General features: G+C 35.0%; 27 protein-coding genes and 1 tRNA gene. 16 read left to right on the top strand and 12 right to left on the bottom strand.

All coding sequences use genetic code 11. The features are described 5' to 3' along the window. Positions 1-309: 309 nt before the first annotated feature. Positions 310-609: an LPXTG cell wall anchor domain-containing protein gene (locus ACF3OC_RS09375; protein WP_392471510.1), complete on the top strand. Its 300-nt coding sequence runs from the start codon at positions 310-312 to the stop codon at positions 607-609. Positions 610-633: 24 nt separating this feature from the next. On the opposite strand, the gene ACF3OC_RS09370 is transcribed toward ACF3OC_RS09375, so the two are convergent. From ACF3OC_RS09370 to ACF3OC_RS09360, 3 genes are all read right to left on the bottom strand, one after another. After that, entirely contained in the window at positions 634-813 is a 180-nt protein-coding gene (locus tag ACF3OC_RS09370; protein ID WP_094256293.1) for an Arc family DNA binding domain-containing protein, read from the bottom strand. A 32-nt stretch (positions 814-845) separates the two neighbouring features. Continuing rightward, positions 846-1715, bottom strand: a complete 870-nt coding sequence (locus ACF3OC_RS09365; RefSeq protein WP_182499756.1) for an SPFH domain-containing protein — start codon at positions 1713-1715, stop codon at positions 846-848. Positions 1716-2169: 454 nt separating this feature from the next. Next, positions 2170-2898, bottom strand: coding sequence for a sulfite exporter TauE/SafE family protein (locus ACF3OC_RS09360; protein WP_392471508.1), 729 nt, complete (start codon positions 2896-2898; stop codon positions 2170-2172). Between the two features lie 404 nt (positions 2899-3302). Between ACF3OC_RS09360 and ACF3OC_RS09355 the strand changes: the two genes are divergently transcribed. The 4 genes from ACF3OC_RS09355 (at position 3303) to ACF3OC_RS09340 (ending at position 5981) form a co-directional block, all read left to right on the top strand. Beyond that, positions 3303-4049, top strand: a complete 747-nt coding sequence (locus tag ACF3OC_RS09355; RefSeq protein ID WP_392471507.1) for a hypothetical protein — start codon at positions 3303-3305, stop codon at positions 4047-4049. 1 nt (position 4050) lies between these two features. Continuing rightward, positions 4051-5430, top strand: coding sequence for a hypothetical protein (locus ACF3OC_RS09350; RefSeq protein WP_392471505.1), 1380 nt, complete (start codon positions 4051-4053; stop codon positions 5428-5430). 70 nt (positions 5431-5500) lie between these two features. After that, positions 5501-5818, top strand: a complete 318-nt coding sequence (locus ACF3OC_RS09345) for a hypothetical protein (protein ID WP_392471504.1) — start codon at positions 5501-5503, stop codon at positions 5816-5818. Next, entirely contained in the window at positions 5805-5981 is a 177-nt protein-coding gene (locus ACF3OC_RS09340; protein WP_392471502.1) for a hypothetical protein, read from the top strand. The genes ACF3OC_RS09345 and ACF3OC_RS09340 overlap by 14 nt, the downstream gene beginning before the upstream one ends. 220 nt (positions 5982-6201) lie before the next feature. Here ACF3OC_RS09340 and ACF3OC_RS09335 read toward each other — a convergent pair. After that, positions 6202-6274: transfer RNA gene (locus ACF3OC_RS09335), tRNA-Lys, on the bottom strand. Between the two features lie 527 nt (positions 6275-6801). Here ACF3OC_RS09335 and ACF3OC_RS09330 point away from each other — a divergent pair. The 4 genes from ACF3OC_RS09330 to ACF3OC_RS09315 all read left to right on the top strand — a co-directional run bounded on the left by ACF3OC_RS09330 (position 6802) and on the right by ACF3OC_RS09315 (position 9675). Then, positions 6802-7137 (top strand): zinc-ribbon domain-containing protein, encoded by a 336-nt coding sequence (locus ACF3OC_RS09330; protein WP_094282629.1) that lies wholly within the window; start codon positions 6802-6804, stop codon positions 7135-7137. 12 nt (positions 7138-7149) lie between these two features. After that, a complete protein-coding gene (locus tag ACF3OC_RS09325; protein ID WP_094257958.1) occupies positions 7150-7470 on the top strand; it encodes a DUF4870 domain-containing protein in 321 nt (106 codons plus the stop codon). Between the two features lie 61 nt (positions 7471-7531). Beyond that, a complete protein-coding gene (locus tag ACF3OC_RS09320; RefSeq protein WP_144043776.1) occupies positions 7532-8485 on the top strand; it encodes a DUF3829 domain-containing protein in 954 nt (317 codons plus the stop codon). Positions 8486-8511: 26 nt separating this feature from the next. Further along, positions 8512-9675, top strand: coding sequence for a hypothetical protein (locus ACF3OC_RS09315; RefSeq protein ID WP_094282630.1), 1164 nt, complete (start codon positions 8512-8514; stop codon positions 9673-9675). Positions 9676-9767: 92 nt separating this feature from the next. Here the strand turns inward: ACF3OC_RS09315 and ACF3OC_RS09310 are convergent, their stop codons facing one another. Further along, positions 9768-10376 carry an alpha/beta hydrolase gene (locus ACF3OC_RS09310; RefSeq protein ID WP_094282631.1) on the bottom strand — a complete coding sequence of 203 codons (609 nt, stop codon included), beginning with the start codon at positions 10374-10376 and terminating at the stop codon, positions 9768-9770. Between the two features lie 16 nt (positions 10377-10392). Next, positions 10393-11328, bottom strand: coding sequence for a ring-cleaving dioxygenase (locus ACF3OC_RS09305; RefSeq protein WP_094282632.1), 936 nt, complete (start codon positions 11326-11328; stop codon positions 10393-10395). A gap of 180 nt (positions 11329-11508) precedes the next feature. On the opposite strand from ACF3OC_RS09305, the gene ACF3OC_RS09300 reads away from it, so the two are divergent. Both ACF3OC_RS09300 and ACF3OC_RS09295 read left to right on the top strand, forming a co-directional pair. After that, positions 11509-12771: an FAD/NAD(P)-binding oxidoreductase gene (locus tag ACF3OC_RS09300; RefSeq protein WP_094282633.1), complete on the top strand. Its 1263-nt coding sequence runs from the start codon at positions 11509-11511 to the stop codon at positions 12769-12771. Positions 12772-13029: 258 nt separating this feature from the next. Further along, complete coding sequence (locus ACF3OC_RS09295) at positions 13030-14880, top strand: glycoside hydrolase family 2 protein (protein ID WP_392471498.1); 1851 nt, start codon at positions 13030-13032, stop codon at positions 14878-14880. A gap of 53 nt (positions 14881-14933) precedes the next feature. On the opposite strand, the gene ACF3OC_RS09290 is transcribed toward ACF3OC_RS09295, so the two are convergent. Then, on the bottom strand, positions 14934-16001 hold the full coding sequence (locus ACF3OC_RS09290; protein WP_094282635.1) for a hypothetical protein: 1068 nt from the start codon (positions 15999-16001) through the stop codon (positions 14934-14936). A gap of 306 nt (positions 16002-16307) precedes the next feature. On the opposite strand from ACF3OC_RS09290, the gene ACF3OC_RS09285 reads away from it, so the two are divergent. Then, positions 16308-16763, top strand: coding sequence for a hypothetical protein (locus ACF3OC_RS09285; RefSeq protein ID WP_392471497.1), 456 nt, complete (start codon positions 16308-16310; stop codon positions 16761-16763). Here ACF3OC_RS09285 and ACF3OC_RS09280 read toward each other — a convergent pair. Further along, on the bottom strand, positions 16731-18236 hold the full coding sequence (locus tag ACF3OC_RS09280) for a YgcG family protein (RefSeq protein ID WP_094282637.1): 1506 nt from the start codon (positions 18234-18236) through the stop codon (positions 16731-16733). The two genes, ACF3OC_RS09285 and ACF3OC_RS09280, sit on opposite strands and share 33 nt — an antisense overlap. Before the next feature lie 225 nt (positions 18237-18461). Here ACF3OC_RS09280 and ACF3OC_RS09275 point away from each other — a divergent pair, with 225 nt between their 5' ends. Together ACF3OC_RS09275 and ACF3OC_RS09270 are read left to right on the top strand one after the other, a co-directional pair. Further along, positions 18462-19022, top strand: a complete 561-nt coding sequence (locus ACF3OC_RS09275) for a DUF4230 domain-containing protein (protein ID WP_094282638.1) — start codon at positions 18462-18464, stop codon at positions 19020-19022. Between the two features lie 4 nt (positions 19023-19026). Continuing rightward, the gene (locus ACF3OC_RS09270) at positions 19027-19632 is read left to right on the top strand and encodes a trans-aconitate 2-methyltransferase (protein WP_094282639.1); all 606 of its coding nucleotides are present in this window, start codon (positions 19027-19029) and stop codon (positions 19630-19632) included. On the opposite strand, the gene ACF3OC_RS09265 is transcribed toward ACF3OC_RS09270, so the two are convergent. After that, a complete protein-coding gene (locus ACF3OC_RS09265) occupies positions 19624-20835 on the bottom strand; it encodes an MFS transporter (RefSeq protein WP_094282640.1) in 1212 nt (403 codons plus the stop codon). The genes ACF3OC_RS09270 and ACF3OC_RS09265 overlap by 9 nt on opposite strands. Positions 20836-21012: 177 nt before the next feature. Further along, positions 21013-21768, bottom strand: coding sequence for a LuxR C-terminal-related transcriptional regulator (locus ACF3OC_RS09260; RefSeq protein ID WP_392471494.1), 756 nt, complete (start codon positions 21766-21768; stop codon positions 21013-21015). Positions 21769-21856: 88 nt separating this feature from the next. On the opposite strand from ACF3OC_RS09260, the gene ACF3OC_RS09255 reads away from it, so the two are divergent. After that, positions 21857-22948 carry a hypothetical protein gene (locus ACF3OC_RS09255; RefSeq protein WP_094282642.1) on the top strand — a complete coding sequence of 364 codons (1092 nt, stop codon included), beginning with the start codon at positions 21857-21859 and terminating at the stop codon, positions 22946-22948. Between the two features lie 342 nt (positions 22949-23290). Beyond that, the gene (locus tag ACF3OC_RS09250) at positions 23291-24526 is read left to right on the top strand and encodes a tetratricopeptide repeat protein (RefSeq protein WP_094282643.1); all 1236 of its coding nucleotides are present in this window, start codon (positions 23291-23293) and stop codon (positions 24524-24526) included. Positions 24527-24869: 343 nt separating this feature from the next. On the opposite strand, the gene ACF3OC_RS09245 is transcribed toward ACF3OC_RS09250, so the two are convergent. Both ACF3OC_RS09245 and ACF3OC_RS09240 read right to left on the bottom strand, forming a co-directional pair. Then, a complete protein-coding gene (locus ACF3OC_RS09245; RefSeq protein ID WP_094257974.1) occupies positions 24870-25274 on the bottom strand; it encodes a hypothetical protein in 405 nt (134 codons plus the stop codon). Positions 25275-25474: 200 nt separating this feature from the next. Beyond that, positions 25475-26422 (bottom strand): DUF5106 domain-containing protein, encoded by a 948-nt coding sequence (locus ACF3OC_RS09240; RefSeq protein WP_094282644.1) that lies wholly within the window; start codon positions 26420-26422, stop codon positions 25475-25477. Positions 26423-26425: the final 3 nt, after the last annotated feature.

The following is a 26425-nucleotide window of genomic DNA, read 5'->3' as shown; positions in this document are numbered from 1 at the left end:
CGCGTTATGTTTTAATATGTAGTTTATAATTAAACGTTAATATACCTAAGATTATTCTATATTAAGAATCAATAAATGACAAATTTTAACAAAGATGTAAGTCAAAATAAAAAATTAGATTTTTAAGAATCTTTGTTAAAACTTCTTAAAACAGTGTTATCATCGGTATCTTATCCTATTAGGATATAAAATAAAATTACAATAAATTTAATAAAAACTTATCAAACATTTTAATTTCCAACTTAATACATCTTAAAAAGTTGGATTGCAATCATTATTTTTTAGTTTTGTCATTTAACTAGAGCAAAAATGAAACCAAAAACCATAGTTATAGCAGTATTATTGGCTTTATTAGCTATCATTCTTTTCAATAATAAGGAAGAAGCTTCTTTTTGGCTGTTTGGCGATATACGTACCTCGAAACTAATCATTCTTGGAATATTCTTTATCCTAGGAGTCATTGTTGGAGCAATACTATTTAGGAGAAAAAATAAACATCCCAAGGAATATGGCATTAGCAATACGGTAACTCCAAATGAGGATGATGAATTTTTGGGGAATGATGATAATATGACTGATGAAGATCGGGAGTATATTAGAAGAGATTAAATCCAAACAAGGATCGGTCTAGCATTAGACCGATCCTTTGGTATTATTACTATTTTTTACTTTTTTCATTCGACCAGACTTGATTAATCCTTGATGAATCAAAAATTCAATTTGTCCATTAACACTTCGAAATTCCTCTTGGGCCCAACTTTCCAATAGTTTAAAGGTTTCTTCATCGATCCTTATCACAAAATTCTTTTTCATAAATAATCTTTACTATCTGGATTCGCAATCCATTAATTATAAAGTGTTCCAGCATTAACAATTGGTTGAGCTGCTTTTTCACCACATAATACAACCATCAGATTACTTACCATAGCAGCTTTTCTTTCATCGTCCAATTCTACTATATTCTGATCAGACAGTTTCTGTAAGGCCATTTCCACCATCCCTACTGCTCCTTCTACAATTTTAGCTCTTGCTGCAACAATAGCAGAGGCTTGTTGTCTTTGCAACATGGCTCCAGCAATTTCTGGCGCATAAGCCAAATGTGTAATCCTAGCTTCCTCAACAACAACACCAGCCTTGACAAGACGATCCAAAAGTTCGCTTTCCAAAATCTTATTGACTTCCTCACCCCCATCACGTAATGTTAAATCAGCATTCTCATCTTCAAAACTGTCATAAGCAAAACTTACTGCCAAATGTCGTACAGCGGCCTCACTCTGAACCCTAACATAATCCATATAACTTTGGACCTCATATGCTGCCTTATAGGTATCTCCTATCTTCCATACTATTACCGCTGCAATTTCAATTGGATTTCCCAGCTTATCATTTACTTTCAATGTTTGTCCCTGTAAATTCTCAGATCTTAAACTGATTTTTTGAGCCGTTATTAAAGGATTAATAAAGAATAAGCCGTTGGCCTTGATTGTACCGACATACTTTCCAAATAAATTCAATACCCTTGAATGGTTCGGGTTAACAATGATCAATCCCTTGATAATGATAAAAAACACGAGAAATAGAACGATAAGTACGGCTACAAACCCTACATTATCGTGGGATGCTATTTGTATAAAGGAATATATAATTCCCAAAATACTTAAAAACAGAACTACTAATGCTAAATAGCCTGAGGTGGGTTTAATAATCTTTTCCATAATTGATTTATCTGATATTATTTTGATATCATAAATATATCAAATAATCCTTTTTAAATAAAAAGAATTTTATAGATTTTTTTCACTTGTTTCATTCCTGTTTTTCTAATAACTATGAATTCATTCCTTCTTTTGGATTCATTCAAGAATAATTCGATTTAATCGCGGAAATCTACCGGGTTTCCTTCGGATTTCATCCGGATCTTGTCCGCATTTTTTCGGACAAAGTCCGAAGAAGGTCCGGAGGAAGTCCGAAGAAAGTGCGGGAAAAGGTCGAGTAAATTCTGAATAAATTATTAATTAATATCGAAAAAGACACCTAAGTCTTGTACTGAGATAGGTTGACAAAAATCGAAGGGTTTACTCAATAGATTTTACAAATAAGTTTCTTTTACTTGATAGGGTTGTCGTCAACGATTGTTGGTTAGGTCAATTTTAAAGAGTAATTTTCTGCTTATATTATAGTACTGACGATCAAAACTACGCTGATGAGCATCAAGCCCCAATAAACGTATTTAAAAAATGTACCATCTTTTAATTTATGATTAAGATACCTACCAATAAAAATTGCCGGAATGGTTGTAATCAGCGAATAGAGAAAGTATGTATTCACCTCTGTCGTTATTAATCCTTTTGAATAATAACCTAAGACACTTAACAAGCTAACCGGTAAAAAGTAGGCCTGCAAAGTTGCCCTAAAATGTTTAGCACTCCATTGTCTCAAATTTCCGTAAACCACTAAAGGAGGACCATTTACACCATAGGCTCCACCAAATACCCCCGATAAAAAACCGCAAATGAATAGCAAAAACTTATTATCTTCTGGCAAGGTCTTGTTTTTTCTAAAATAGAGGGAATAAATTGAATAGGTTATTATGAGTAAGCCAAGCCCTGTTTTTACGATTGTTTCATTTACATATGTCAGTATCAGGATACCCAAAGGCAGTCCAAGTATAGCATATAAAATCAACCATTTTGCACTGTGAAAATGGATTTTTTTATGGTCCTGAATCACAACCACAAGAGCAATGACAATAGACAACATGACCGCTAGGGGAACTGCTACATCTACAGGTAAGAATAATAGGAAGAATGGAACTGCTATTAACGCCTCGCCAAAACCTAAAGTTGACCGGACCAAAGAGGCAATAAAACTAATGATAAGGATAAATAATACTGTCAAAACAGGATATATTTCTTTGTTATGTGATACCTCTAATTTACGAAAAAAAGGTCGGATTACCTGAAATAAATAGGTCTTTTACCTACCCTTTTTTTGTGATCCCGCTGGGAGTGTGGCTCAGCCCCGCGATCCCCCAGCCCTAACCCTGAGCCTTCCAGAATCGAACCCAGGCCTACCCTTCTTTCGAATCTTTCGGATACAAAACTCGAATTTTTTTTGTTATTCATGACTAGCTAAATTTCTTCCCATTTAAATCCATTTAGATGTTTTATCGTATTTGCTGTCAATTACGACAGTTCGGATCAATCATTAGTTTACTAATTGGTTAAAAAGTACATGTCATAAAATTATTTATTTTAGATTTTAATTTTTTAATTAAATTTAGTGTAACTAATCACCATATTATGAAAAGATATTTTCTACCAATCTGCCTTAATATATGCATATTGGCAATTTCTTGTACTTCCGTTCGGGAAATTTTACCTGGTTACAAAATGTATGCAACTCCAAACGGAGCAGACAAACCTGGCCGAGTTTACAGGCTTGGAAATGATAATAAGACGGATTTCCTCGTAGAATATTTAGAAGTAAACCCTAAGGGCGAGATCATTATCATTCCAGAAAGAGAGCAAACCAAGTCGTTTAATTTGGGATCTTTGGTCTCTTTTATTTCAAATGGTACAACCAATATCACTACAACTGCAGGAGTCGATTTAAGGCAGATATCGAAATTTAAAATAAAGTTAAATGAAGCCCAAGTTTATAAAGTTAGTGATAGAGATTTGGTAGAAATCTATCCCGATTTAAAGAAGCGGTTATTAAATGACAGTAAGATATTAGGTCACAAAGACCCGAAGTATTTTATCGTTCGTGAAGCTGTAACGGCTAAAGACATTTTTATTCAGATGGATAAGTCGCTTGCTTCAAATTTAGAGGTCAAGGCAAGTTTGGACAAATTGATAAACGGACAGGGAAATGTTAAATGGACAAATGCTGCAAAAGACGAAATTAAAGTATCATTGAATGAAGGCCTGTTTGTTTTCTACAAGCCGGAGAGAATTATTATTAGTACGAGCATTGATGGAAATGGAGATATTTCAATTACAGAAATCGATAAGAAAAGTTTAGACCAATTATCTATTGGTAATTAATATGAAATCTGGCTATTTACTCTGTTTTGTACTTGGCTTATTAATCTTTGGATGTGGTACACCCCGAAGAAATGTAGTTAAGCAAAACCAAGCGACAGAAGAGCAAACCAATATGCTACTGCAATGGTACGATGATCTAGTGAAGGAAAAGCCTCTTCCGATTTATGTATTTGAAACTGAAGTCATCAATAAGACTAGTGCTATCATTCCTGATTACGAATACATCCTTATTGATCCCACTTGGTGCTTTGATGAGGACAGATGTCCATTTCAGGTCGATAAGGAACTCATAAATAAAGCTAAAAAAATCCTCATTACTACTTTTGGTGAAAATTACGATTCTTTGTTTTTACAACCTGAGACTGCCAAAGCTTACAGTTTCCTAGAATCAAATAAGCTTGGATATCATAGCGTCTTCCTCCAGGTTCCTGTAGTAAGAGGCGAAGCGAATATTGACAGTATCTTGCAGGCTAGTTATTTGCTAGTACCTAAACTCCCATCACCCATTTCTGATGAGCAGTTTAGAAAGATATATAAGACATCTTATGATAAAAATGATAGTATAAATCGTGTCGAAAATCATTTCCTTTTTAACAGGGAAAAGGTAAAAGATTATCTTTTTAGAAGATATTATGCACACCCTTTTGATAACATTTCAGAGTTAGTGGAATCGGATCATTTTAACCCTAATTTTAAGTCCAGCGATCTTCCAGGCCCGTTGATAGATTCTCTATTTAAGCGTTTTGAATATTTAAAACTTTTAATTCCTGATTCTCTAAAATCCAAAACAATAAATAGCACCTTGAAGCTTGGATATATAAATGAAGTATTTGAGGCGCCAAAACTATATTTTAGGAATGATGGTTTGAATGTTTTTATTTCACCGTTATTAATCAGGGCAGCTATTATCAATGGTTTATCGGAAAGCTTTTTACGGGTCGAAAATGTTAAAGGATTCAAAAATCCTGCTATATTTTCGGTTAAATTGATAGAGAATTATAAAGATATTGTTGGTAAAACTTTTGAGCCTAGACGTAATAATCGAAAGAGCGTCCTTACGATGGAGATGGAGATTTTTTATCCAAGCATACAAGAGCGATGGCGGTCACAATTCGACTTTTCCATTCTTCATGAGTTTGGGCATATTGTAAATGAGAAATTCTCAGAAGAGCAATGTGATTGTTTTGCTATAAACATTTTAAAGCAAAATTTTTCTAAAGTAGATCTCGGGGTATTCAGTAACCTTGTGGTTACATATAAAGGCGAGTATTGGAGGGGTATCAACGATAAGGCATCTAACAATGTATTACGAAAAAGACAAGAAAGAGCGATTGAAATGATTAATACACCTGGTATAATAGACTGTACGAAGATATTTTAATTTACTTGATAAATGGTTGTATCCTTCAGTTTTAGTGTCTTACTTTTGCTTTTACATTTTAGATAAATTTATGCATTTTGGCAGAGATAACCACGTAGTTAAACTATGTATTCAAGGTATGGAAATCGAGGGCAGACCAGAAGAGGCAAGCAAACGATTTTTGCAAGCTTGGAACGAAGCAACAAACGATTTTGAAAAATTTATCACTTCTCATTATGTGGCAAGGCATCAAAAAAGTGTTGCAGACAAATTGGAATGGGATAAGACAGCTTTAAAATTAGCTTTGAAAATAAATAATAATACGGTTAGCGGAGCTTACCCATCACTTTATTGGAATATTGCTAAATGTCATGAAGATTTAGGCCAAATTGAGAATGCCAGTAAGTAAAAACTACCAATTAGCACTTTCGTTCACTGACAGATTATCAGATGATGGATATGCAAATATGATTAAAAGAGGAATACTGAACGGAATAGAAAGATTAAAGTTATTAAATGAGAGCAAGCAAAAAGCTTCAAAATTGAAAATAAAGGGAAGTGGAACAATGTAAATGAATGGAAAAATTAATCTACCCATTTTCTTACAACTAAAACGAAAAAAACGCATTTCTTGAAGTCATACGAAGCTGTTTGTGATCCCGCTGGGAGTGGCTCAGCCCCGCGATCCCCCAACGCTAACCCTGAGCCTTCCAGAATCGAACCCAGGCCTCCCCTTCTTTCGAATCCTGCGGGCACAAAAAAAGCCTCAATCTGCGATTGAAGCTTTTTTTGTGATCCCGCTGGGATTCGAACCCAGGACCCATACATTAAAAGTGTATTGCTCTACCAGCTGAGCTACGGAATCGTTGTTCTTTTATCGAGAACCCTTCGTTGTTTGAAGTGATGCAAAGGTAGGTTTTTTCAGGACATTTCACAATCTAAATTTGCTTTTTTTTCAATATTCAATAAAACAGCCTCATTATAAAAGAATTATTTTTTCATCAACCTCCTTTATCCTGCTTCAAAATGATAAAAATAAGCCTTGAGTTCACGGTTGATGATGGGAATTTCCCAAAATTATGGCCATATCTAATCCATCCTAGCTAATAAATTCGTGAAATTCTGAAATAAAAAGGCTATGAATTTGGGTTTTTGAGTATAGAAATAAGTTTATGGTTTGTGATTTATCTGATAGATAAATTTAGGGGAATGGCCTATTAAGGGAGTGGTTTAAAAGATAACAAAGTGTTTAACGATTGATTTTCAAATGATTACAATTTCTTGTAGAGATTTTGTATATGCTTTTTTAGGACACGTATAAACATTGTAGATTCTAAAAAATAGGATACTGCATTAGAAATGAAAAACTTTGGGTAAACAAAAACGAAGTCTATGTTTTTCATATTCGGATTAAGAAAAGCTCGTATAGGAAGTCAGGTTTCAAATTTACCTTGCTCCTATTGTCAACAATCAGGTACTCTTGCCTATGTTGCCTATCAGAACTACTTTCATGTGTTTTGGATTCCATTATTTCCGCTTTGGAAGGAAACCCATTCTGTTTGTGTTCACTGTAGACAGCAGAAAAGATCAGGAGAATTTAGTCCGGAAATGAAACTGGAAGCAGCGGAGTTAAAAAGGAGGTCAAAAACACCATTTTACACCTACGCATTGATATCCATAGTCCTTCTATTATTTATAGTCAGTGTAATTGTACATTCATTTAAATAAAAATCAAATATTATGAACAACAAAACCTTATCTATCGTCGCTTACATCACATTAATTGGTTGGTTAATTGCTTATTTCTCAGGTAAAGAGAAAGCAGATGACTTCTTGAAATATCACTTGAAACAAGGATTGGCCATATTCGTTTTCGGATTATTATTGGGTATCGTCCTAAATATCTTAATGATGCTAACTGGCATTTACGCCTTGGGATATATTGGTCTGATCAATATTGTGTTAATGATTATTGGAATGATTAATGCATCCAATGGGGTAATGAAACCACTTCCAATTATTGGCAAATGGGCTGAGACAAAATTTCCATTTTTAGCATAACATGATTTTTTCATAAAAAAAACTATACAAAACTAGATATACACTTAATAAACAAAACATTATGAAAATCAACAGCATTCTAATAGGCGGTTTACTAACTGTTTCCCTGATGGCAAGTTGTAATAATTCAGGGTCCAAAACTGGAGAGTCAGAAAGCTCAGGTGGAGGACTATTTAGCAACAAAGATGATGACAAGAAAGAAGCCAATGAGATCATAGCGTTTAACAATTCTATTGTTAAAGTGAATAACACTCAAGGTTCAGCCATCCGAACATTTGTCAGTAATTTCGATCAATTTGAGCAATATGTAAAAGAGAGCAATGAGAATTCAAGTCAAATCGTTCGCATTGCTCCACTTATGGTATTCCCTCCAATTGTCCATGATTTAAAGGGAATTGTTTATCCAGATGGATTGAGCAAAGATTTTAAACCCTTGGTAGATCAGCTTTCAAGCAGCTTTGATGCGATCAAGGAAATTCACAAAGAAGTTAGTGCCTATAAGTCTGCCGAAGATTGGAAAGAGGATAAAGGCAAGAAGCTCGTAGAGTTTCGGGAAAAAGCAACTGCGGAAATCAATAAGAATCAAGACGCTGCAGCACAGATATTTGCCAAATTAAAACCATTAGCAGATAAGGCTGAAGAAACCATATTAGAAGGAAATCCATTGAAGAGTCAATTCATTCGTTCCAAGAGGTTACTTGATTTAGTTCAGGAAACTACCGTAATGGCTTATGAAGCTGAAGATTTAAATAAGCTTAAAGCTGATTTCAAAAAGAGCTACTCTGAAATTGAAAAGGATTATAACGATAACAAGAGCGATGAATTGCCTAAGGACTATCAATCGAAGGCAAGAACTTTCGGCATGTATAACGATGCAATCAATGAGTATTTAGGTAAAATGAGGATTGTTCAGCGGGAATTGGATGCAGGAACGGACATTTCAGAAACAGCAATAACAAGTTTGGATAATGCATCCCAGAATGCATTGAGAAGTTACAATTCCTTTGTTGATTAATTTGAAAAATCTAATAGCTTAATAATATGCAGAATTCAGGCAGGAAAATTAGAAGTATAATTATATGGACTTTATTATCCAGCATTGCTGTACTAGCCGGTTGTTCAGATACGGCAAATAAGAAAAAAGAATTTAGCTGGGATAGCGAAGTGGCTAGTATGACTGGAAAGGACCTGAAAGAATGGTTACGGAAGGCTCCATTTCAAAATGAATTGAAGGCCGAAGGGGATAACAAGATTTTATTTACAAATGCGGAACAGGTATTTCCATTTATTGGTAAATATTACAATAGCGTAGAGTTACAAAGAATCAATAGTGGCAACCCTCAGCAAGATCATATTTATCAAACTGAATCGATACTTTTTCAGGATCCAAAATGGGGCGATCTATTTGTGAATGGGGTTTTACTATATAGTAATGATGAGTTATTCTTGAAAAATGGGGAGGTTTCTATGGGGGATCCACTTTTTGAAGGAAAGGATGCAGTTTTCAATACTTATCATTCGGATTTGAGCGAAACCCTGGTGCACTCAAAAACCGATAATTCTAAAAATGCTTTGTATTGGGGATATGCCTCCAATAGGAGTTTTCTTTTGGCCTTTTATCAGAAGGCGAACCTAGCTTTTGAAGCTGTAATTCCATTGATCAACAATGACAGCTTAGGAACATTAAATAAGCTAAAAGAATTGGAACAGGCCATGGGGCTTAAGATTCCAGAATGGGCAAATGCAACGGTTGATCAAATTGCAGCAACTTCTGGTTCAGGAACCTTTTGGAATGATCCGTTTTTAGGAATATTTATGGTAAAGCAATTTATGCCTTCGGTTTTTTTGAACATGCGATATACTGACTTCAAGGAGCAACCGGGTCCGGAAGATTCCTATACCTTTAAAGCAATGAATGGTTCGGCAGAAGCTGATTTTAAAATCGCATTGGTTCCTAATACTCTGGATAAAGAAAGTTTTGAAAAACAGCATAAGGACCTTCCGCATTACGAATATTTTTATCAGAAGACCTATTATCAGGAAGAACAACAAGGTGATAGAACGGTAGGGAAAGCTTACTGTTTCTATACGAAAGATAAATCTTTGGAAATCAATTTTAGTTACCCTAGTCAAGATGAGAAATTAAAAAATCAAGTCCATATGATTTTAAAATACTTGAAGGTTAACACGACCATGGTCTACTAAAGAAGAAAATAATTGTATAGTATAGTTTATTAAGTGGAAAACCCCTAAGGTCGATGACCGAAGGGGTTTTTTATTAAAAATAGAGAATAGACTTATTTAAAGATGGTTTCATTAACGATTTGGATTTCATCCTGAGAGATGGTATGACCCATATTCGGATAAATCTTTTCGTTGACTACCGCGCCAAGTTTTTCCATAAGTTTACTACTTTCTTGTACTCTTTCTACTGGCACATGGAAATCGGGATCACTTGTACCAATAAAGACTTTTGTTCCTTCAAAATCACCGCTGTAATTTTCAAGATTGAGCTCCTCACCTATCAATCCTCCTGTGAAGGCAATAATACCACCATATTTCATGGCATTTCTAGTGCTATATTCCAAGGTTAAGCAAGCACCTTGAGAGAATCCTAGGATATAAATGTTGTCCGTTGTAATTCCTTTAGATTTTGCGAGATCCACAGATTGTTGGATTAATTCCAATGCTATATCCAACTTAGGTTGGTTTGAGGACACTGGAGCAATAAAAGAATTCGGATACCAAGTATTTTGATCAGCTTCAGGTCCGATCAGCAAATAATCCTGAACGTTTAAATACTCTGATAAACCCATAATATCTCTGGCAGACCCACCTCTACCATGAATCATGATTAATGCTTTGCTGGGATTTTCAGTATTCCCAGCTTGATATATATTTGCCATTTTAAACTCCTTTCAATTATTTTAATATTGGTAATACATTTTCAATTGCAGCACGTTGGCTTTCATATTGTCTAGGTAATTTCAATGAGTTACCCAATTCTGCTAGTGGTTCATCCACATCAAAACCTGGATTTTCAGTAGCAATTTCGAACAATACGCCTCCTGGTTCACGGAAATATAAGGAGTGGAAGTAATCTCTATCAATTTGAGGGGTAATTTGTAACCCAGCACTCATAATTTTTTCACGTAATTCCATTTGATCCACATCATCTTTCACGCGGAAGGCAATATGGTGGTTTGTTCCAGCCGTATTTACACCTCTACCAGCATTTTCATCCACAAGGATATCAATGTAATTAGCAGTGTCAATATTTTTGGATTTGAATCTATAGCGATTACCTTCATGAGCGATTTGATCATAGTCCAACAAATCTGTTAATACTTTTGCTGTAGGATCCAATTCTCTTAAAGTCAATGTACTGTTATGAAAACCTTTAGTTGCAAAATCAGTAGAAACTTCATCGGTTGCCCATCCGGTTCTATTATCAATTTCTTTAGGAATCACGATGGATAAGTTCAATCCATCAGGATCTAAGAATGGGTAATAGATTTCACCAAATCTTTCTACTGGATCAGCGGTCAACACATTGTTTTTTCCTAATCTATCTTTCCAGAATTCGGCACTATTTTCAGGCACGGCATAGGCAATTTCAGTTGCCATTCCAGCACCCGTTTTACCTTTACCAATTCCTTCCCAAGGGAAGAAAGTCAAGATGGTACCTGCATTTCCTTTTTCATCACCATAGTAAAAGTGGTAAGTTCCAGGGTCGTCAAAGTTGACAGTTTTTTTCACCATACGAAGACCAAGAACCTTGGTATAAAAATCGTAGTTACGTTGAGCCAAATTAGCGATGGCTGTTATGTGGTGTAATCCTAATACTTTATTATTCATTTTCTATTCCTTTCAATTATTACTGTTGTTAATAGTTTTTGTTTTTTGATACTACAAATATCCGCAATGCTTTGTAGCTAAACATTGATGTATGATAAGAAGTAAAAGTCTTTGGTAACATTTGTTACATTCCTTCTGATTTTTCCCACTTAACTTTAATAATAACCAAAAAATAAACTTATGGATACGCATTATAAGATCATTATAATCGGTGGTGGGACTGCGGGGATTATGACTGCTGCACAATTATTAAAGAAGGATCGGAATTTAGAAATTGCGATAATAGATCCAGCCAAGAAGCATTATTATCAACCAGCATGGACATTGGTAGGTGCTGGAGCCTATGATTTTGATAAGACTGTAAAGCCGATGAAGGAGTTGATTCCGGATGGCTGCACATGGATCAAGCAATCTGTCACGTCCTTTCTGCCGGAGCAAAATAGTATTCAATTAGATAATGGAGAGATATTAGGTTATGATTATTTAGTAGTAGCCTGCGGATTAGTCAATGACCTGAGCTTAATTGAAGGGTTGGAAGAAGCGGTTAATAAAGGCGTGGTATGCAGTAATTATATTGACCCTAATTATACCTGGCAATGTATCCAGAATTTCAAAGGCGGGAATGCCATCTTTACTCAACCCACTACACCTATAAAATGTGGTGGAGCTCCTCAAAAGATTATGTATCTAGCTTGTGATTATTTTAAGAAGAATAATCTATCCGACAAGGCGAATGTAACTTTTGCAACACCAGGTACGGTCATATTTGGCGTTAAAGTAATTGCGGATACACTGATGAAGGTGATTGACCGCTATAACATCAATTTCAAGCCTTATTATGCGCCTGTAAAAATAGATTCCAAGAAGAAGATTGTCACGTTCAAAAACACGAATCCAAAGGATAACGAATGTGTCATTAACCAAGGGGATTCTGCAGATCCTGCAAAACCGATGGAACAATTTGTGGAGATGCATTTTGATTTACTGCATTTAGCACCACCGCAAACAGCTCCAAAATTTGTTAAGGAATCTACATTGGTAAATGAAGCTGGTTGGTTGGATGTGGATATCAATAGCATGCAGCATAAGAAATTTGCCAATATTTTTGGTTTAGGCGATGTAGCTGGACTTCCAACTGCGAAAACAGGTGCTGCAATTCGAAAACAAGCTCCTGTTGTGGTCGATAATCTGATGAAACTAATGGAGCATAAGACAGCAGATAACAAGTCTTATGAGGGCTATTCATCCTGTCCATTGGTGACAGGATATGGTAAAATGGTGCTTGCTGAATTCAATTACAAGAATGAATTCACCCCAGATCCAAAATTAAAACAAATGCTTGTCAGAGACAGTAGTAAAGAGCATTGGCGATTATGGTTATTAAAAAAATACATTCTACCCTACCTATATTGGAATAAAATGCTGAAAGGCGAGGATGTTTAATCCCAATATAGAATTCTACCTATATTTTTTAAAATTAGCGATGTAAACTGGTCAGCAGCTTTGTTGGCCAGTTTCTTTTTTTACCCTTCCCTTTACTGCATCCATAGTTTTGCTTGTAATATTTTTAATAATTAAGGAAGAATCCGTTAAAATAATTGGGTAATTCTTAATCCATTAGAGATATAAATACTATTTTTAAGGGAATTACGTATTGCAAAAACGATACACCTAAATCTAAAAACAAAAACAAACTAACTTATGATGAAAAGAACCATTGCTATTGCATGTTTGATTGCTGCTTCATTTTCGGAGGGGAATGCGCAGAATTGGGCTCCTGTTCGGGATAAGATCCTAAGTCCTTGGGCAGAGCAAGTTACTCCAGAGAATGCACATCGGGAATATCCGAGACCACAATTGGAGCGGAACAACAATTGGCAGAATTTGAATGGATTATGGAAATACAAGATCAGCAACAAGGATCAAAAAGAGATTCCTACCGCTTGGGATGGGGATATCCTAGTTCCATTTGCTGTAGAATCAGCCTTATCTGGGGTTGCCAAGCGGGTAACTAAAGATGATGCCTTATGGTATAACAGCAAGATTAGCATTGATAAGAAACTAAATAAAGGAAAGATATTTTTAAATTTCGGGGCTGTAGATTGGGAATGTGACATTTATGTAAACGGTCAACATGTTGGTAATCATCAAGGTGGATTTGATCCATTTAGTATTGATATCAGTAATGCCATTAAAAAAGGTAAAACACAAGATATTGCGATCAGGGTTTGGGATCCGACTTCCGATGGTCCCCAACCACGAGGTAAGCAAATCAACAATCCACATGGCATCTGGTACACTCCAGTATCGGGAATTTGGCAGACGGTATGGATGGAATCAGTTCCAGAAACTCATATCGTAAGTACCAAGCAAACTCCAGATGTAGATCAATCCGTATTGAAAATATCAACGGAGGTGGCGTCGGCAAAAGCGGGAGATGAAATTCTGGTTGAGGCTTATGATAATAACAATAAAATCGCTGAAGTAAAATCTACTGCTGGCGAGGAGGCACAATTAAAGTTAAGCAATCCAGAATTATGGTCTCCGAATTCTCCAAAATTATATGACTTAAAGGTCAAAGTATTAAGAAAAGGTAAGGTGATTGACGAAGCGAAGTCCTATTTTGCGATGCGCAAGATCAGTGTTAAGAAGGATGGCAGCGGCATACAACGCATGTACCTGAATGATGAGTTTGTTTTTCATTATGGACCATTGGATCAAGGTTGGTGGCCAGATGGATTACATACTGCACCTTCGGATGAGGCCTTAAAGTATGATGTGGAAAAAACGAAGGAGATGGGTTTTAATATGATTAGAAAGCATATTAAAGTTGAACCAGCTCGTTGGTATAGGCATTGTGACAGCATTGGAATTATGGTTTGGCAAGATATGCCAAGTGGGGATCTTGACGGCAATATCTGGGACATGAACCCAGGGAAGATCCGTCCGGGAAAACATGATAAAGATCGTACTCCAGAATCAGAAGCGATTTATAGAAAAGAATGGAAAGCTATCATGTCCACCTTACACAACTTTCCATCGATCGTAGTTTGGGTACCATTCAATGAGGCTTGGGGTCAGTTTAAAACGAAAGAGATTGTTGATTGGACTATTCAAAATGATCCATCCAGATTAGTCAATGGGGCATCAGGAGGTAACTTTGGAGCACCAGGTCATATCTTTGATATCCATAATTACCCAGATGCAGCAATGCCGAGTCCGGAATTATTTGGAGATCAATATGTATTGGTATTAGGAGAATATGGTGGCTTAGGATTACCTGTTGAAGGTCATACTTGGCAACAAAAAGACAACTGGGGCTATCAATCCTTCAAAAATCCTGAGGAATTGAAAAATAGATATCAAGAAGTAGTCAGTGATCTAAGTAAATTAATTCCATTAGGATTGTCTGGCGGGGTTTATACGCAGACAACGGATGTTGAAATTGAGACCAATGGTTTGATGACCTATGACCGTAAAGTCATGAAAATTCCAGCCAATGAGCTTAAAGAAATTCATAGCAAGTTATATCAGAAAGACTTGGTGAAGTAAAATAATAAAGGCCGTAATAAAATACGGCCTTTACTTTTAATTATAGAAGTAGATTAATATCTAACTTTCAGAACTATATTTCCTAAATCACTCAATTCTTCTTGAGCAGTAAAATAGGCTTTTCCGCCTTTAGATATTACTTCCCAAGCGATATTGGAAACAATATCATCTACCACCCCACTCTCTTTAGAATCCTCAGCCAAATTAAAGGTTCTATCAGAGGTCATTTTTACAGGTTGTTCAAAATCTTGTTGTACGACCAATAGATCCGCACGACCATCAATTGCTGCTTGGTAAATATCCTGCAAATCAGTTAGGACTTGCCCTGAAGAAACCGCTTGCTTTAATTCTCCAATTGCTTCGGTACGCTCCTCCTTTTGCAATTCCTTGATGGATTCAAATGCCTGCTTCGCCATTTTATCAGATTCAGAAGCGTCATAATTCTTGTTATCGTGGGCAATATACATTTTCGGGATATCAGCAACTTCCATCAACATAGCATAATTTGGTTCTGTGGAAATCACTACGACATCCAAATCATTGCTATTATGAACCTCCACCACAGCTTTATCAATCTGATTAAAATATTCTTTCAGTCGATTTTCAACTTTGTTATTGTCGGATCCAGAAAGATCTAATGGATTAGCGTCAAATGGAAAATCATTATTGATGATTTCCTTTTCAATACCATCATTCATGGCTTCGAATAAATGGGCTCCACCTTGGGAAATAGATAGAATCATATATTTCTTCGTTCTATTAATGGCTTTGATCAACGGTTTTACCGCGAAAGAATCATCAATAAAAACGGCTTCATTATCAACCGGCCAAGGTGATGGCACAAATTCTTCTATGTCCTTGGAAATAAAAATATGTAAACTATCCATCAAAGGAATATCAGCGATTTTTTCGGGCAACTCTTGCAGTTTTTCCAAAACTTCAGGAATGTCTCTTTTCCCATATTCATCAAGCAATCTATTTTCAGCTTCTTTGATTAGATTTTTAAGTGTAATAGCATTCTTTTCACGATCAGGAAAAGTTTTAAATGTGTTGAATGAGAGTGTAATACTTGGAGATTCACTTTTTTCAGTCAACGATTGAATAATATCTTTTAATGCCATATTAATTTTATTAATAGTGTGAATTAATTTAATACTCTATTTATACAACAGGCATTAAAGGTTATGGTTTTTATATTTTTAGATTGCTTTTGGGATAGAAAATGAAATTGACAATAATTGTAAAAGATAGGTTTAGATAGCTAAATTTGCCGGAGCAACACGAACTATGAAAAAAAAGAAGAAGAATTTCTTTTTGCGGCATCTGGATGAGATTAAGGATACGATATTTCCAGTTGATCCGAATGACAGCCCGATGCAACGAAGGGGTAAAAAATTTGGTTGGGTAATGTTTCTAATATTAATGACATGTGGACTATTAGCCATGCTTATCGCCGTATCCTTTGCGCATTAAAGGTTTTACTTATTGATAGGTATTTAATATTCTATGCGCTCTCTTGGATTATTATCCGGTTCAGCCGTCAATCTGGATCTCCACTTCCCTATCTGAACAATTGGTTAACAGATTTTGTATTTATCCCATTGATAGCGCATGCTTCATTTTGTTTCGGTGTATTTTTATTTGGCATCAAATCCTATAAAATCCCATTAAGTCAATTATTGATTTTAGCTTTTGTGGTTTCCCTCTTTTTCGAGGTATTGAGTCCAAGGATTACAGATTATAATACAGCAGATTGGGTAGATGTCCTTTGTTATTTTTCGGGAGCCTTATTTTATTTCTATATCCATCAACCATTTAATAACAAAAAGTTTATTACTGAGAAAACAGGCTTACCAACGTCCACCGGCTCCACCACCTCCTGATGAGCCACCACCAAAGCTACCCCCTCCACCTCCAGAAGAACCACCTGAGCCTGAAGAACCACTTCCTGAGCTGGAACTACGGACAAGTTTTGGTAATATGTAAGTATCATGGACTAGCACATAATCGCAATTTTCACAGTCGTCAATTCTTTCCGCTTTTCCAGTTGAAGAATAAGTTGCTTTCTCAATGACATTTTCTTTATTCTTTTCAAGGGTATAAAAATGACATTTGGGGCATTCAAATAGCTTTTTATTGATATCCCAGGGTATTAATTTAATCTCGTTGGACTGTTTATTTGTCCAGATCTCATATTTGCGGGATTTTATTTTCTCTTCCTTCAGTTGACCTTTATTCAAATACTTATTGGTTTCAGCCTTATTGGAAGTTCTTTTAATTCTTTCCCAATTTCCGGAAGAATCTGGTGGAAGGAAACGATTTTTGTTTTTATTCAATCGAAAGGTAATCCCTCCCATATTAAATAATGCCAATGGAGCTACAACAGAAGGCAAGAAAGCTAATCTGGCAAATTTCCTTAAGGCATTCCCTTTCTCCTGTTCATCCACATAGCCTTTACTGATTGCATCTTGGCTATCATGAATTTTCATCCAAAGGACGAGTCCCCAAAACACAAAAAGGAAATACGGAATATTCTTGACCTGATAGACTTCTTCTAAATTCTCAAATATAAATGCAAAAATAAAAACCGAGATAAACATCAGTAGCCCCATACATCCTAATCCATAAAAGAAAGGAGCGATAGGTTTTAGTTTTTGTTTCTTGACCTTTAATTTAGAAGCTACAATATGGATATAGAGGTAAAGGAGCAAAAAAAAACCGGTTACCAGAATGCTGTTTTTAAAATTTGGGTTTTTCCAGCTAAAGAATGGTGTTGCCTCAGGCATTAAAGATTCAAGTTCTTTAATCGAATCAGGAGATTTTAGAATTTTAGCAATAAATTCACTAGCTAGGATTAATCCTAGGTCATAATCCTCATTCTTAAAATTAGGCACCAAGTATTTTTCACCAACCCGTTTGAGATAGGCATCAGGAAAGATTGTTTCCATTCCATAACCCGAGATAAAACGATATTGTCTTTTTTCTTTCGCAATAAAGAGCAACAATCCATTATTAACATTGGCTTTGCCAATTCCCCATTTTTTAAATAAATCGAGTGCAAATTGAAAATCATCATCAGATTGGTAATCATTGACAATCACAATTGTATATTCAGACCCAGTATGTTTTTCGATATCAATTGAAATACTATCGAGCATTGCCACTGTAGACTCCCTAATGATTCCGTCGGGATTACTAACGAAGAAATCCTGGCCTTTTTCTTTAGGACTCGGAACATTATCAATAGAATAAATTGTTTGAGCTTGAATCGGTAATATGAAAAGAAAAAGAGGAACAAATACTCCCAAAAGGAATAGTTTCGAAAAGTTATTACTTGAATTAAGTATGGAATTCATATTGTAGCTTGCTTCTTATGACTTAATTAAAATTAAGAAAAACAATCAGTTTAATAGTAGGTCTATATGTTAGAAATATATAAATCAGATAACATTTTGTCAGGTTTTTTGAGAAAAATCGAGTTGTATTGTAATTAAACGGTTACTAACCTAGTCATAATGATAGCATTACAGTTAATTGACATAAAAAATGTAGAATGGTCTATAATTTGAGAATAGCTGATTATGACAAAGTTACTAAAAGTATTAATCGTCTTAGGATTGATCATTGGGATCACTTGGTTTGTATGGGAAAGGATAAAGCCAGCGCCGAGCAAGGAGACGAATCATCAGATATTGGTAGAGAAAATAGAATCGATGGGTAAGCTTGAATTGGTAAAATATAGGTTTAGTGATGTGGTTGAACATAAGAACATGACGGCCTATTTACCGGACGCAAGTGTATTATTGATAATCAAGGCAGACGCCGTAGGCTGTATTGATTTAGCAAAATTGAAAGCTGAAGATGTCAAGGTTATTGGTGATTCTGTAACTATTAGTCTTCCAAAACCGGAGATCTGTTATGTTAAAATTGACCATAAAGCATCAAAGGTTTATGATACGAAAATGGCGTTTTTTAGAGAGGCTACATTAGTAGATGAAGCCTTTAAGGCTGCTGAAGAAGAAATTACCAATCAGGTTAAGAAATCTGACATTCTTGAACAGACAAAGAATAATGCTACGCATGTGCTTCGTCCATTATTGGAGGGATTAGGTTACAAAAAGATAAATCTTACATTTTACTAAGTAAATGCCTTCAAAGGATAAAAATAAAGTTTATAAAACTTATGATATCATAGGTTCTGATTTCGATAAAAATAGAAGTCAGAACCTTATGGAAGAAAAATATCTTAGTGAGTTTTGTTCATTAATTCCTTCAGGAGGAAAAATTTTAGATTTAGGCTGCGGAAGCGGCAAACCAATTTATGAGTATCTCAGCGAACAAGGGTTCCAAGTTTTAGGAATTGATGGCAGTGAGAAAATGATCGAAATGGCAAGGAAGAACTTTCCAAAAGGTGAATTTCAGTTAATGGATATGCGGTCGATAAATTTTGAGCATAAATTCAATGGAATAATTGCCTGGCATAGCTTTTTCCATCTCACTAGAGAAGATCAAGCGGCCATGTTTCCTAAATTTCAGCAAAGTCTTGAAGCTCAAGGCATCTTAATGTTCACATCAGGTACAGAGAATTGCGAAATCTGGAGCAATAATTTCGGTGAGCAATTGTATCATGCCTCCTATTCCGCTATAGAATACCAAAAGCTATTTACTGACCATGGTTTTCAAGTCCGCAAACATATCATTGAAGATCCAGAATGCGGAGGTGCCACCGTTTGGATCGCCCAGCTAAGCTAACTCTTTGAATTTCACTTTTTTCATATTTGGCAGAAAATAAGCGATAATACCTATCAATGGTAAATAAGAACAAACTAAGTAGATTTTTTCCAAGGAAGTATGATCTGCCCAATATCCCAAGATCGCAGCTCCTACCCCTCCCATTCCAAAAGCAAAGCCGTAAAACAGTCCTGACACCATTCCTAACTTACGTGGTAAAAGTTCTTGAGCATAAACCAGAATGGATGGAAATGCAGACGCCATAATCAAACCGATAATAAATACTAAAATCCCTGACCAGAATAAACTGGCAAAAGGTAATAACAAGGTAAATGGAGCACAACCGAGTACCGAGAACCAAATAATATATTTACGGCCAAGATAATCTCCAAGAAATCCACCAAACAGTGTTCCCAATGCGATCGCAAAAAGGAAGTAAAATAAATAAACTTGGGATTGTACATCGGAAATTCCGAATTTCTCCATCATGTAAAACTGTAAATAACTGGTGATACTCGCGATATATACATATTTCGAAAAGATTAATAGCAATAGGATCACAATTGAGAAATTGATGGTTGTGTCCGATAGATCAGGAATCTTGATTAATTTCTTAGTTTGGCCTTTAACAGCATGCAGTACTTGCTTATACCAAGTTGCGATATAAGAAAGCACGATCTGAGCAAATAATCCTATAATTAAAAACCAAAGAATATGATGCTGTCCATGCGGCAATACGAATAAAGCCAACAATAGAGGTGCTAAGGCAGAACCTGTATTTCCGCCAATTTGGAAAATGGATTGTGCCAAGCTTCTTTTTCCGCCGGAAGAAAGGAAAGCTACCCTGGAAGATTCAGGATGAAATATGGAAGAACCTATACCGACCATAATCACTGAGAACAGTATCGAGTAATAATTATTTGAATAAGCTAGGGCAATAATTCCAATAATACTAAACAACATACCTATCAATTGGGAATAGGGTTTTGGGTGTTTATCTGTATAAGCCCCAATAACAGGCTGCAATAAAGATGATGCTAATTGGAAACAGAAAGTTATTACCCCAATTTGAGCAAATGACAAGTGGAAATTTTCTTTAAGCATAGGATATGAAGCCGGAATAATGGCTTGGATCATATCATTTGCTAAATGTGCAATAGCGATTGCGATTAATATTGGGTAAGAAGTTTTGGATTGATCGTAAGAGAAAGAATGCTTTGGCATATGCTAATAAAATCAAAAATAATTAAGCGGATTCAATTGACAAAAAGCAACAGCAGACAATAAACTAATATTGGGTGTGTTAACGACACAAATGTAAGTTTTAAAAAAATGTAAATAGAAGAAAAATAGAGAAATTATATTGAAAAGCAGGAATCATAATCTTAATATTTAAGATCTTTAAACCCATCCTTCACGTACCGCTTTCACTAAAAGCTCTTGAACATTATCGCATCCTGATTTTTCTAAGATACGTTTTCGGTGATTTCTGATGGTGAAGATACTTCTGTTCATCTTTTGGGCGATGGCTTGATTAGTTAATCCTTGTACTACTAATCCTAAAATTTCTTGTTCTTTTTTGGTGAAAATATTTAGCGATTTTAAAAACTCATCCTGTTGATGAACATTGTAATAAGATGGTGCGCCTTCCATACCAATAAAAGAAAGCTTGGGGATACCTGTGATATTAAGATGAGTTAAATCTGTAAAAATAACTAAGGTTCTTACGCCTCCCTCTGGAAAATAATAGATTGGCACAATCTGTTGTTGTACCCTTTTATAAGAACCTTCCCTTGTTTTCAAACGATAATCGTAAGCAAATTTGTATTTGAAAAACAAATCATCTTCTAATCTTGAAAAGAAGCGTACCGCACTCTGCTCATAATGGTAATAATAAGGCAAATCTTCAGGGTGTAAATTATCAATCAGCAGCTGTAAACAAAAATCTTCATGGGAATAGCCCAATATATTTTCTACATATTGGCTAATATATTCCATTTCTGTAGTATGGGTATTAAAAATTACATAAAAATATTCCCCAAAATGAAACACATCCATATAACGGTTTATAAGTTCTTTTTGTGAAAGGTCAATTTGCTCGGTTACAGCCTTTGGTATTCTATCCCAAATACTGCGTAGTTTATTTATTTTATCCATAATACTTAGGTTAGAAATAACCCCAAATTGGACTATATGTAGCTATTTCAATCCTAAAATATTAAAATTAAATTTGTTAGAACCAATTATGTTAAAAAATTTAATTATGAAAATAATACCAAAATTAGGATTGATTGTAATCTTGTTATTATTTACAGGATTATTTAGTTCTTCTTTTGCACAATCGCACAATGTAAAAGCTTTAGGTTGTAAATATCATCAAAAAGGGCCTGATGTTGCACACAGCGCTCGAGTAAATACCTACGAAGTTTGTAACGTATGCGAGGATAAAAAAGAAAAAGAACGGATAGCCAAACTAGCCGAGGACAAAAGGCGAAATGATGTACTGATAGCCAAGCAAAAAGCAGATGCCGCAGAACGGGTGAGAAAAGAAAAAGCAGAAGCTGAAGAAAGAGAAAGAAAAGAGAAAGAGCGTATTGCCCATCAAGCGGCAGAAAAATTAAGAAAAGAAGAAAGTGCTGCTCGCATAAGACAAGAATCTGAAGTGGCGAAGCGAAGAGCGAATGAAATTCAAAGCCGATATAAAGAGCTTGCTAATGTGAGAGGAGTTGAAAGTGTGGAGGAAATAGAAGGGTTGGAAGCATACAACGATAAAGAATATTTTGGGGTGAAATATAACGGTGACTTTCTTTGGAGAAAACTCAATGACAACCTGCCAGTACGGCTCAGCAAGATAAAAGGGATGAATTATTTTTTAGCTAAAAATGGTTCGAAAGAAAAACTATACGATATGTACGGAACAACTCTTTTGGTAGATGGCGAAGAATGGTTTGATAAAGTGACTTTCGACCAAGAAAAGAATATTATCAAGTTTGAAATTATTGATGAATCTTTTTATAATGTTTCAAGCAGAGGGTTATCGAGTTCCAATATTCCAACAGCCAACTTCTATACCTCAAAAGAAGAAATATTGTCGGTACATAATCAACTTTATGAAATACAGGAAACGAAAAGAAAAAGAATAAAAGAAGAAGAGGAAAGAGAAAGAGCAGCAGAAAGTAAAAATGAAAGCTCTGATGAGCCATATAGAAGAGTAACATTGGTTATGTCTCCAGCACGTGATAGAGAGTTGCATGTAGCAAAAGGAAAACTTATAGCCACAGACCTTAGGTTAAAGATATTGGAAAAAAACAATGGATATTTCATTCAATATTATTAATACTTAAAGCACCTAAAAACATAAATTATGAGAACAATACTAACAACCATCTTAGCCGTTCTGCTTTCAGGAATGGTTTGGGTTAGTGCAAAGTTTTATTTACACATCTCAATATAAAACAAATGTTGCAATATCTCAATGATAAACCGTTGTTTGAAAGTTCCAAGGAAGAAATGATGGCATTGAGAGGTAGGATTTACCATGAATCTCCACAAGCTAAAGGTGATGATAAAATATTTTGAAGATTTACCAATCATTTTTTTTGGGGGAGATATAAAATTAGGTTTTTCTTAGATCCTAGTAGGATTCATAAAACCATTAAACTCTTAAATTCAATCAATTATGAAATCAAAGACACTAATTATTTTATTTCTGGCTATTGCCAACATGGCATTGGCTCAAAAAGAACCGATTCCTTATGAATGGTTTGAAGAACAATCGAAAATTATTTCAGATTTGCAATACAAAGCCAATGGGCAGGAAATACATTTTAGCAATGATAAAATTTTAACTGCTAATTTTATAAAAGATAATTTCAGTATCAATTATAGTGATAAGCTTGCGTCTGTTTCCGTTAATTTCAAGGGAAATGGAAACGAAGGTCTTATCGTTGCAGAAAACATTGACCTTACCAGGGTTAAAGATTTAATCGAAGACAGCGACGGGGGAATTTTATTAATGTTTCCAAGTGCAGAAATAGAATGGCAGTTATATAAAAAAGAGGGAGAGCCAACAATAGAAAAAGACAAGTTCTTTTATTTCAAAGCGGCTAATGAAACTGATAACAAAAAAATGTTTGCTACTTTTTGGAGTATCATCAACCGTTTAAAAATTGACAAAGGATTGATAACGGTGAATGAAGTAGATAAACAATGGCAAGATTGGCAAAACCTAAAGATTGAAGATTTTTACATCAAATATCCCAAATCAATTTTAGCCCATGAATATAATGATGTAGCATTTAAAAAAGTAGGACATAAATATTACAATGAAGACAATTACTCCGAAGCATTGAAATGGTACGAGCGAGCCGCAAATCTTGGAAGTGGCGTTGCAAATTATATGATTGGTCATTTATATTTCTCAGGAAGAGGTGTAGAAAAAGATCAAAGCATTGCTTTTAAATACTACTTGAAAGGTGCAGAACAAGGAGATGTAGACGCATTACGTTTAACAGGACAAAGTTATTATTATGGTTGGGGAACTCAAGTGAACGAAGAAAAAGGGAGAAGTTTCTTTAAACAAGCGATAAATAACGGATGTGCGAAATCTCGTGAAAATTTGTGGAAATCTTATAAATATAAATTACAGTCTAATGCGAGTGAAATTATTGCTTGGTATCAGAATTTTGCCAATACAAAAGGACCGCTGGAAGAAATGGAAATGGAATATCTAGGTATGGCATATTTTTACAATCAAGAGTATTCAAAATCATTAGAATGGCTAAAAAAGGCCTGTGAAAAAGGAGGAGGAAGCGATAATATAGCAAGCACCATAAGAGAAATCTACTCTAAAGGATTAGGCGGTGTTAAGAAAGATAAAAAAGCAGGCAAGTATTGGGAAGGTAAATGTGGTTAACACAAATTGAAAACTTAAAATACCATCATAAATAATCTAATACATAAAAAAACAATACTCATAATTTTCTATTTAACCATAGCCAATCTTGTATTAGTTCAAAAGGAATTAATAACATATGAGAAATTAGATACATTCTCAAAAAACATCTCCGAAATATTGATGAAAATGAATGGTAAATCCGTAAAATTCAATTATTTTATGATTGTTAGCAAAGTTTTATTTGCCCTACATCAAAAAATTATCCAAAAGCTTCAAAAACAGTTACAAAATGGCGCATTCATAACTGTTTTTTAAATCCTATATGCAGTTCAATCCAGCATTGAAATAAGGGATACCAGCCCTATTCATTAGTTTTTAAAGCTGGTTTTATGTCTTCATACATGGCCATATATTTCAATGCTTCGCGAGAAGGTCCAAACACATCACCTTTCAACATCACTTGTACTGATCCGTCTTTTTGTGGGACCTCAATTACTTTTGATACTTTGACATGACTACCAACAGGGATTTCTGCTTTCAATTCAGCATTCGGCATATTAGTCTCTGCAGAAAGAAAATATCCAGATTTACCTCCTTCAGAATGGGTATAATTATAATAAAATAAAGGTTGTTTTGTAATAAAGATATTGTTTGCAATATCTGCATATTTAGGATCTTTACTTACATCACCCTTTTCTCCTGAACAAGCTGATACAAGTACGATACCCAAGAACAGCAAAATTAAATTGAAATGTTTTTTCATCATAGATTTTGTTTAAGTTATATTCTATTTCATAAAGTTGGGGAGATCTGCTTTAAAGCAGAAATATTGCACAGGACAAAGCGTATACAGCAAAAAAAAACAGCATCTACAAATTGTCTACAAGGATAAAAAGGTTTGGTTTAAGCATAAAAAAAGCCATCTAAGATGGTATTCTTAGATGGCTTTTCCATATTCTTCATTATTTATATATTCTGAAAGAATTGCATGATTTGATTTAAGTTCGAATCTTTCAAGATTACCTTTTTATTTTCAGATAACAGGTAAATTGTTGGAGTCGCCTTTATCATATATAATCCTTTTGTTACGACGGTTTGATCTGGATCTAATCCGTTAATCCAATTGGAAGGAATATTATTCTGGTAAGATTTCCAAATTTCTTCATTCCCATCTGGGTAAACGGCTAGAATTTTCAAGGCACCTTTTCCAATCACCGCATTAAAGCCAGGGTTGGTATTTATTTGAGAAATAGCTTCTTCACAGCTACTACATCCGGGTTCATAAAACATCAGCATAGTAAATGGCGCTTTGACATCATACAATGTTGATTTTTTACCATCTGCAGTGATAAAGGAAAAATCAGTTGCCATTGTTCCAGGCTTATTTTTTCTAAGAATCGGGAGCAATGATTCGTATTTTATTTTATCCTCCGGGGACAGTTTTCCGGATCCAATCAAGTATTCCAAGAAGTATTCATAATACAAGTCATTCCGCATTGGGGAATTGGGATTTGACAAATAGTTATCAAATTGGTATTTAAAAAAATCAAATACTGGAGCATCGATTTTAGCTTCATTAAACAAGCTTTCAATTCCTTCCTTCAGGGTATCTGGTTTTACAAGTGGGAAATGACCAATATAATCTACGACAGCTTGTTCCCCATAATTAGGATCAAAGACTTTTACGGTATCTCTAAAATTAAAGTCATCCCAAAAGTGGTTGAACACATAAGTAATTTTAGCTTCTTCACCTTGAATATTCTCAGGAGCTTTTGGCGGCGTGTAAGGTCCAGCAGCATTGAGCTCGTTAATATCATTAGTACTTGAATTTTGTGATTTTTTGTTCTGATCACAGGAATATGTGAGGAATAAACTAAGAAGCACACATACTGTCCATATTTTTTTCATACTCATATA

The sequence above is a fragment of the Sphingobacterium cellulitidis genome, assembly GCF_043187465.1.
GTDB classification, from domain to species: Bacteria; Bacteroidota; Bacteroidia; order Sphingobacteriales; family Sphingobacteriaceae; genus Sphingobacterium; species Sphingobacterium cellulitidis.
The sequence above is the reverse complement of the archived record's forward strand: the minus strand, read 5'-3'. Positions and strand labels throughout refer to the sequence as shown.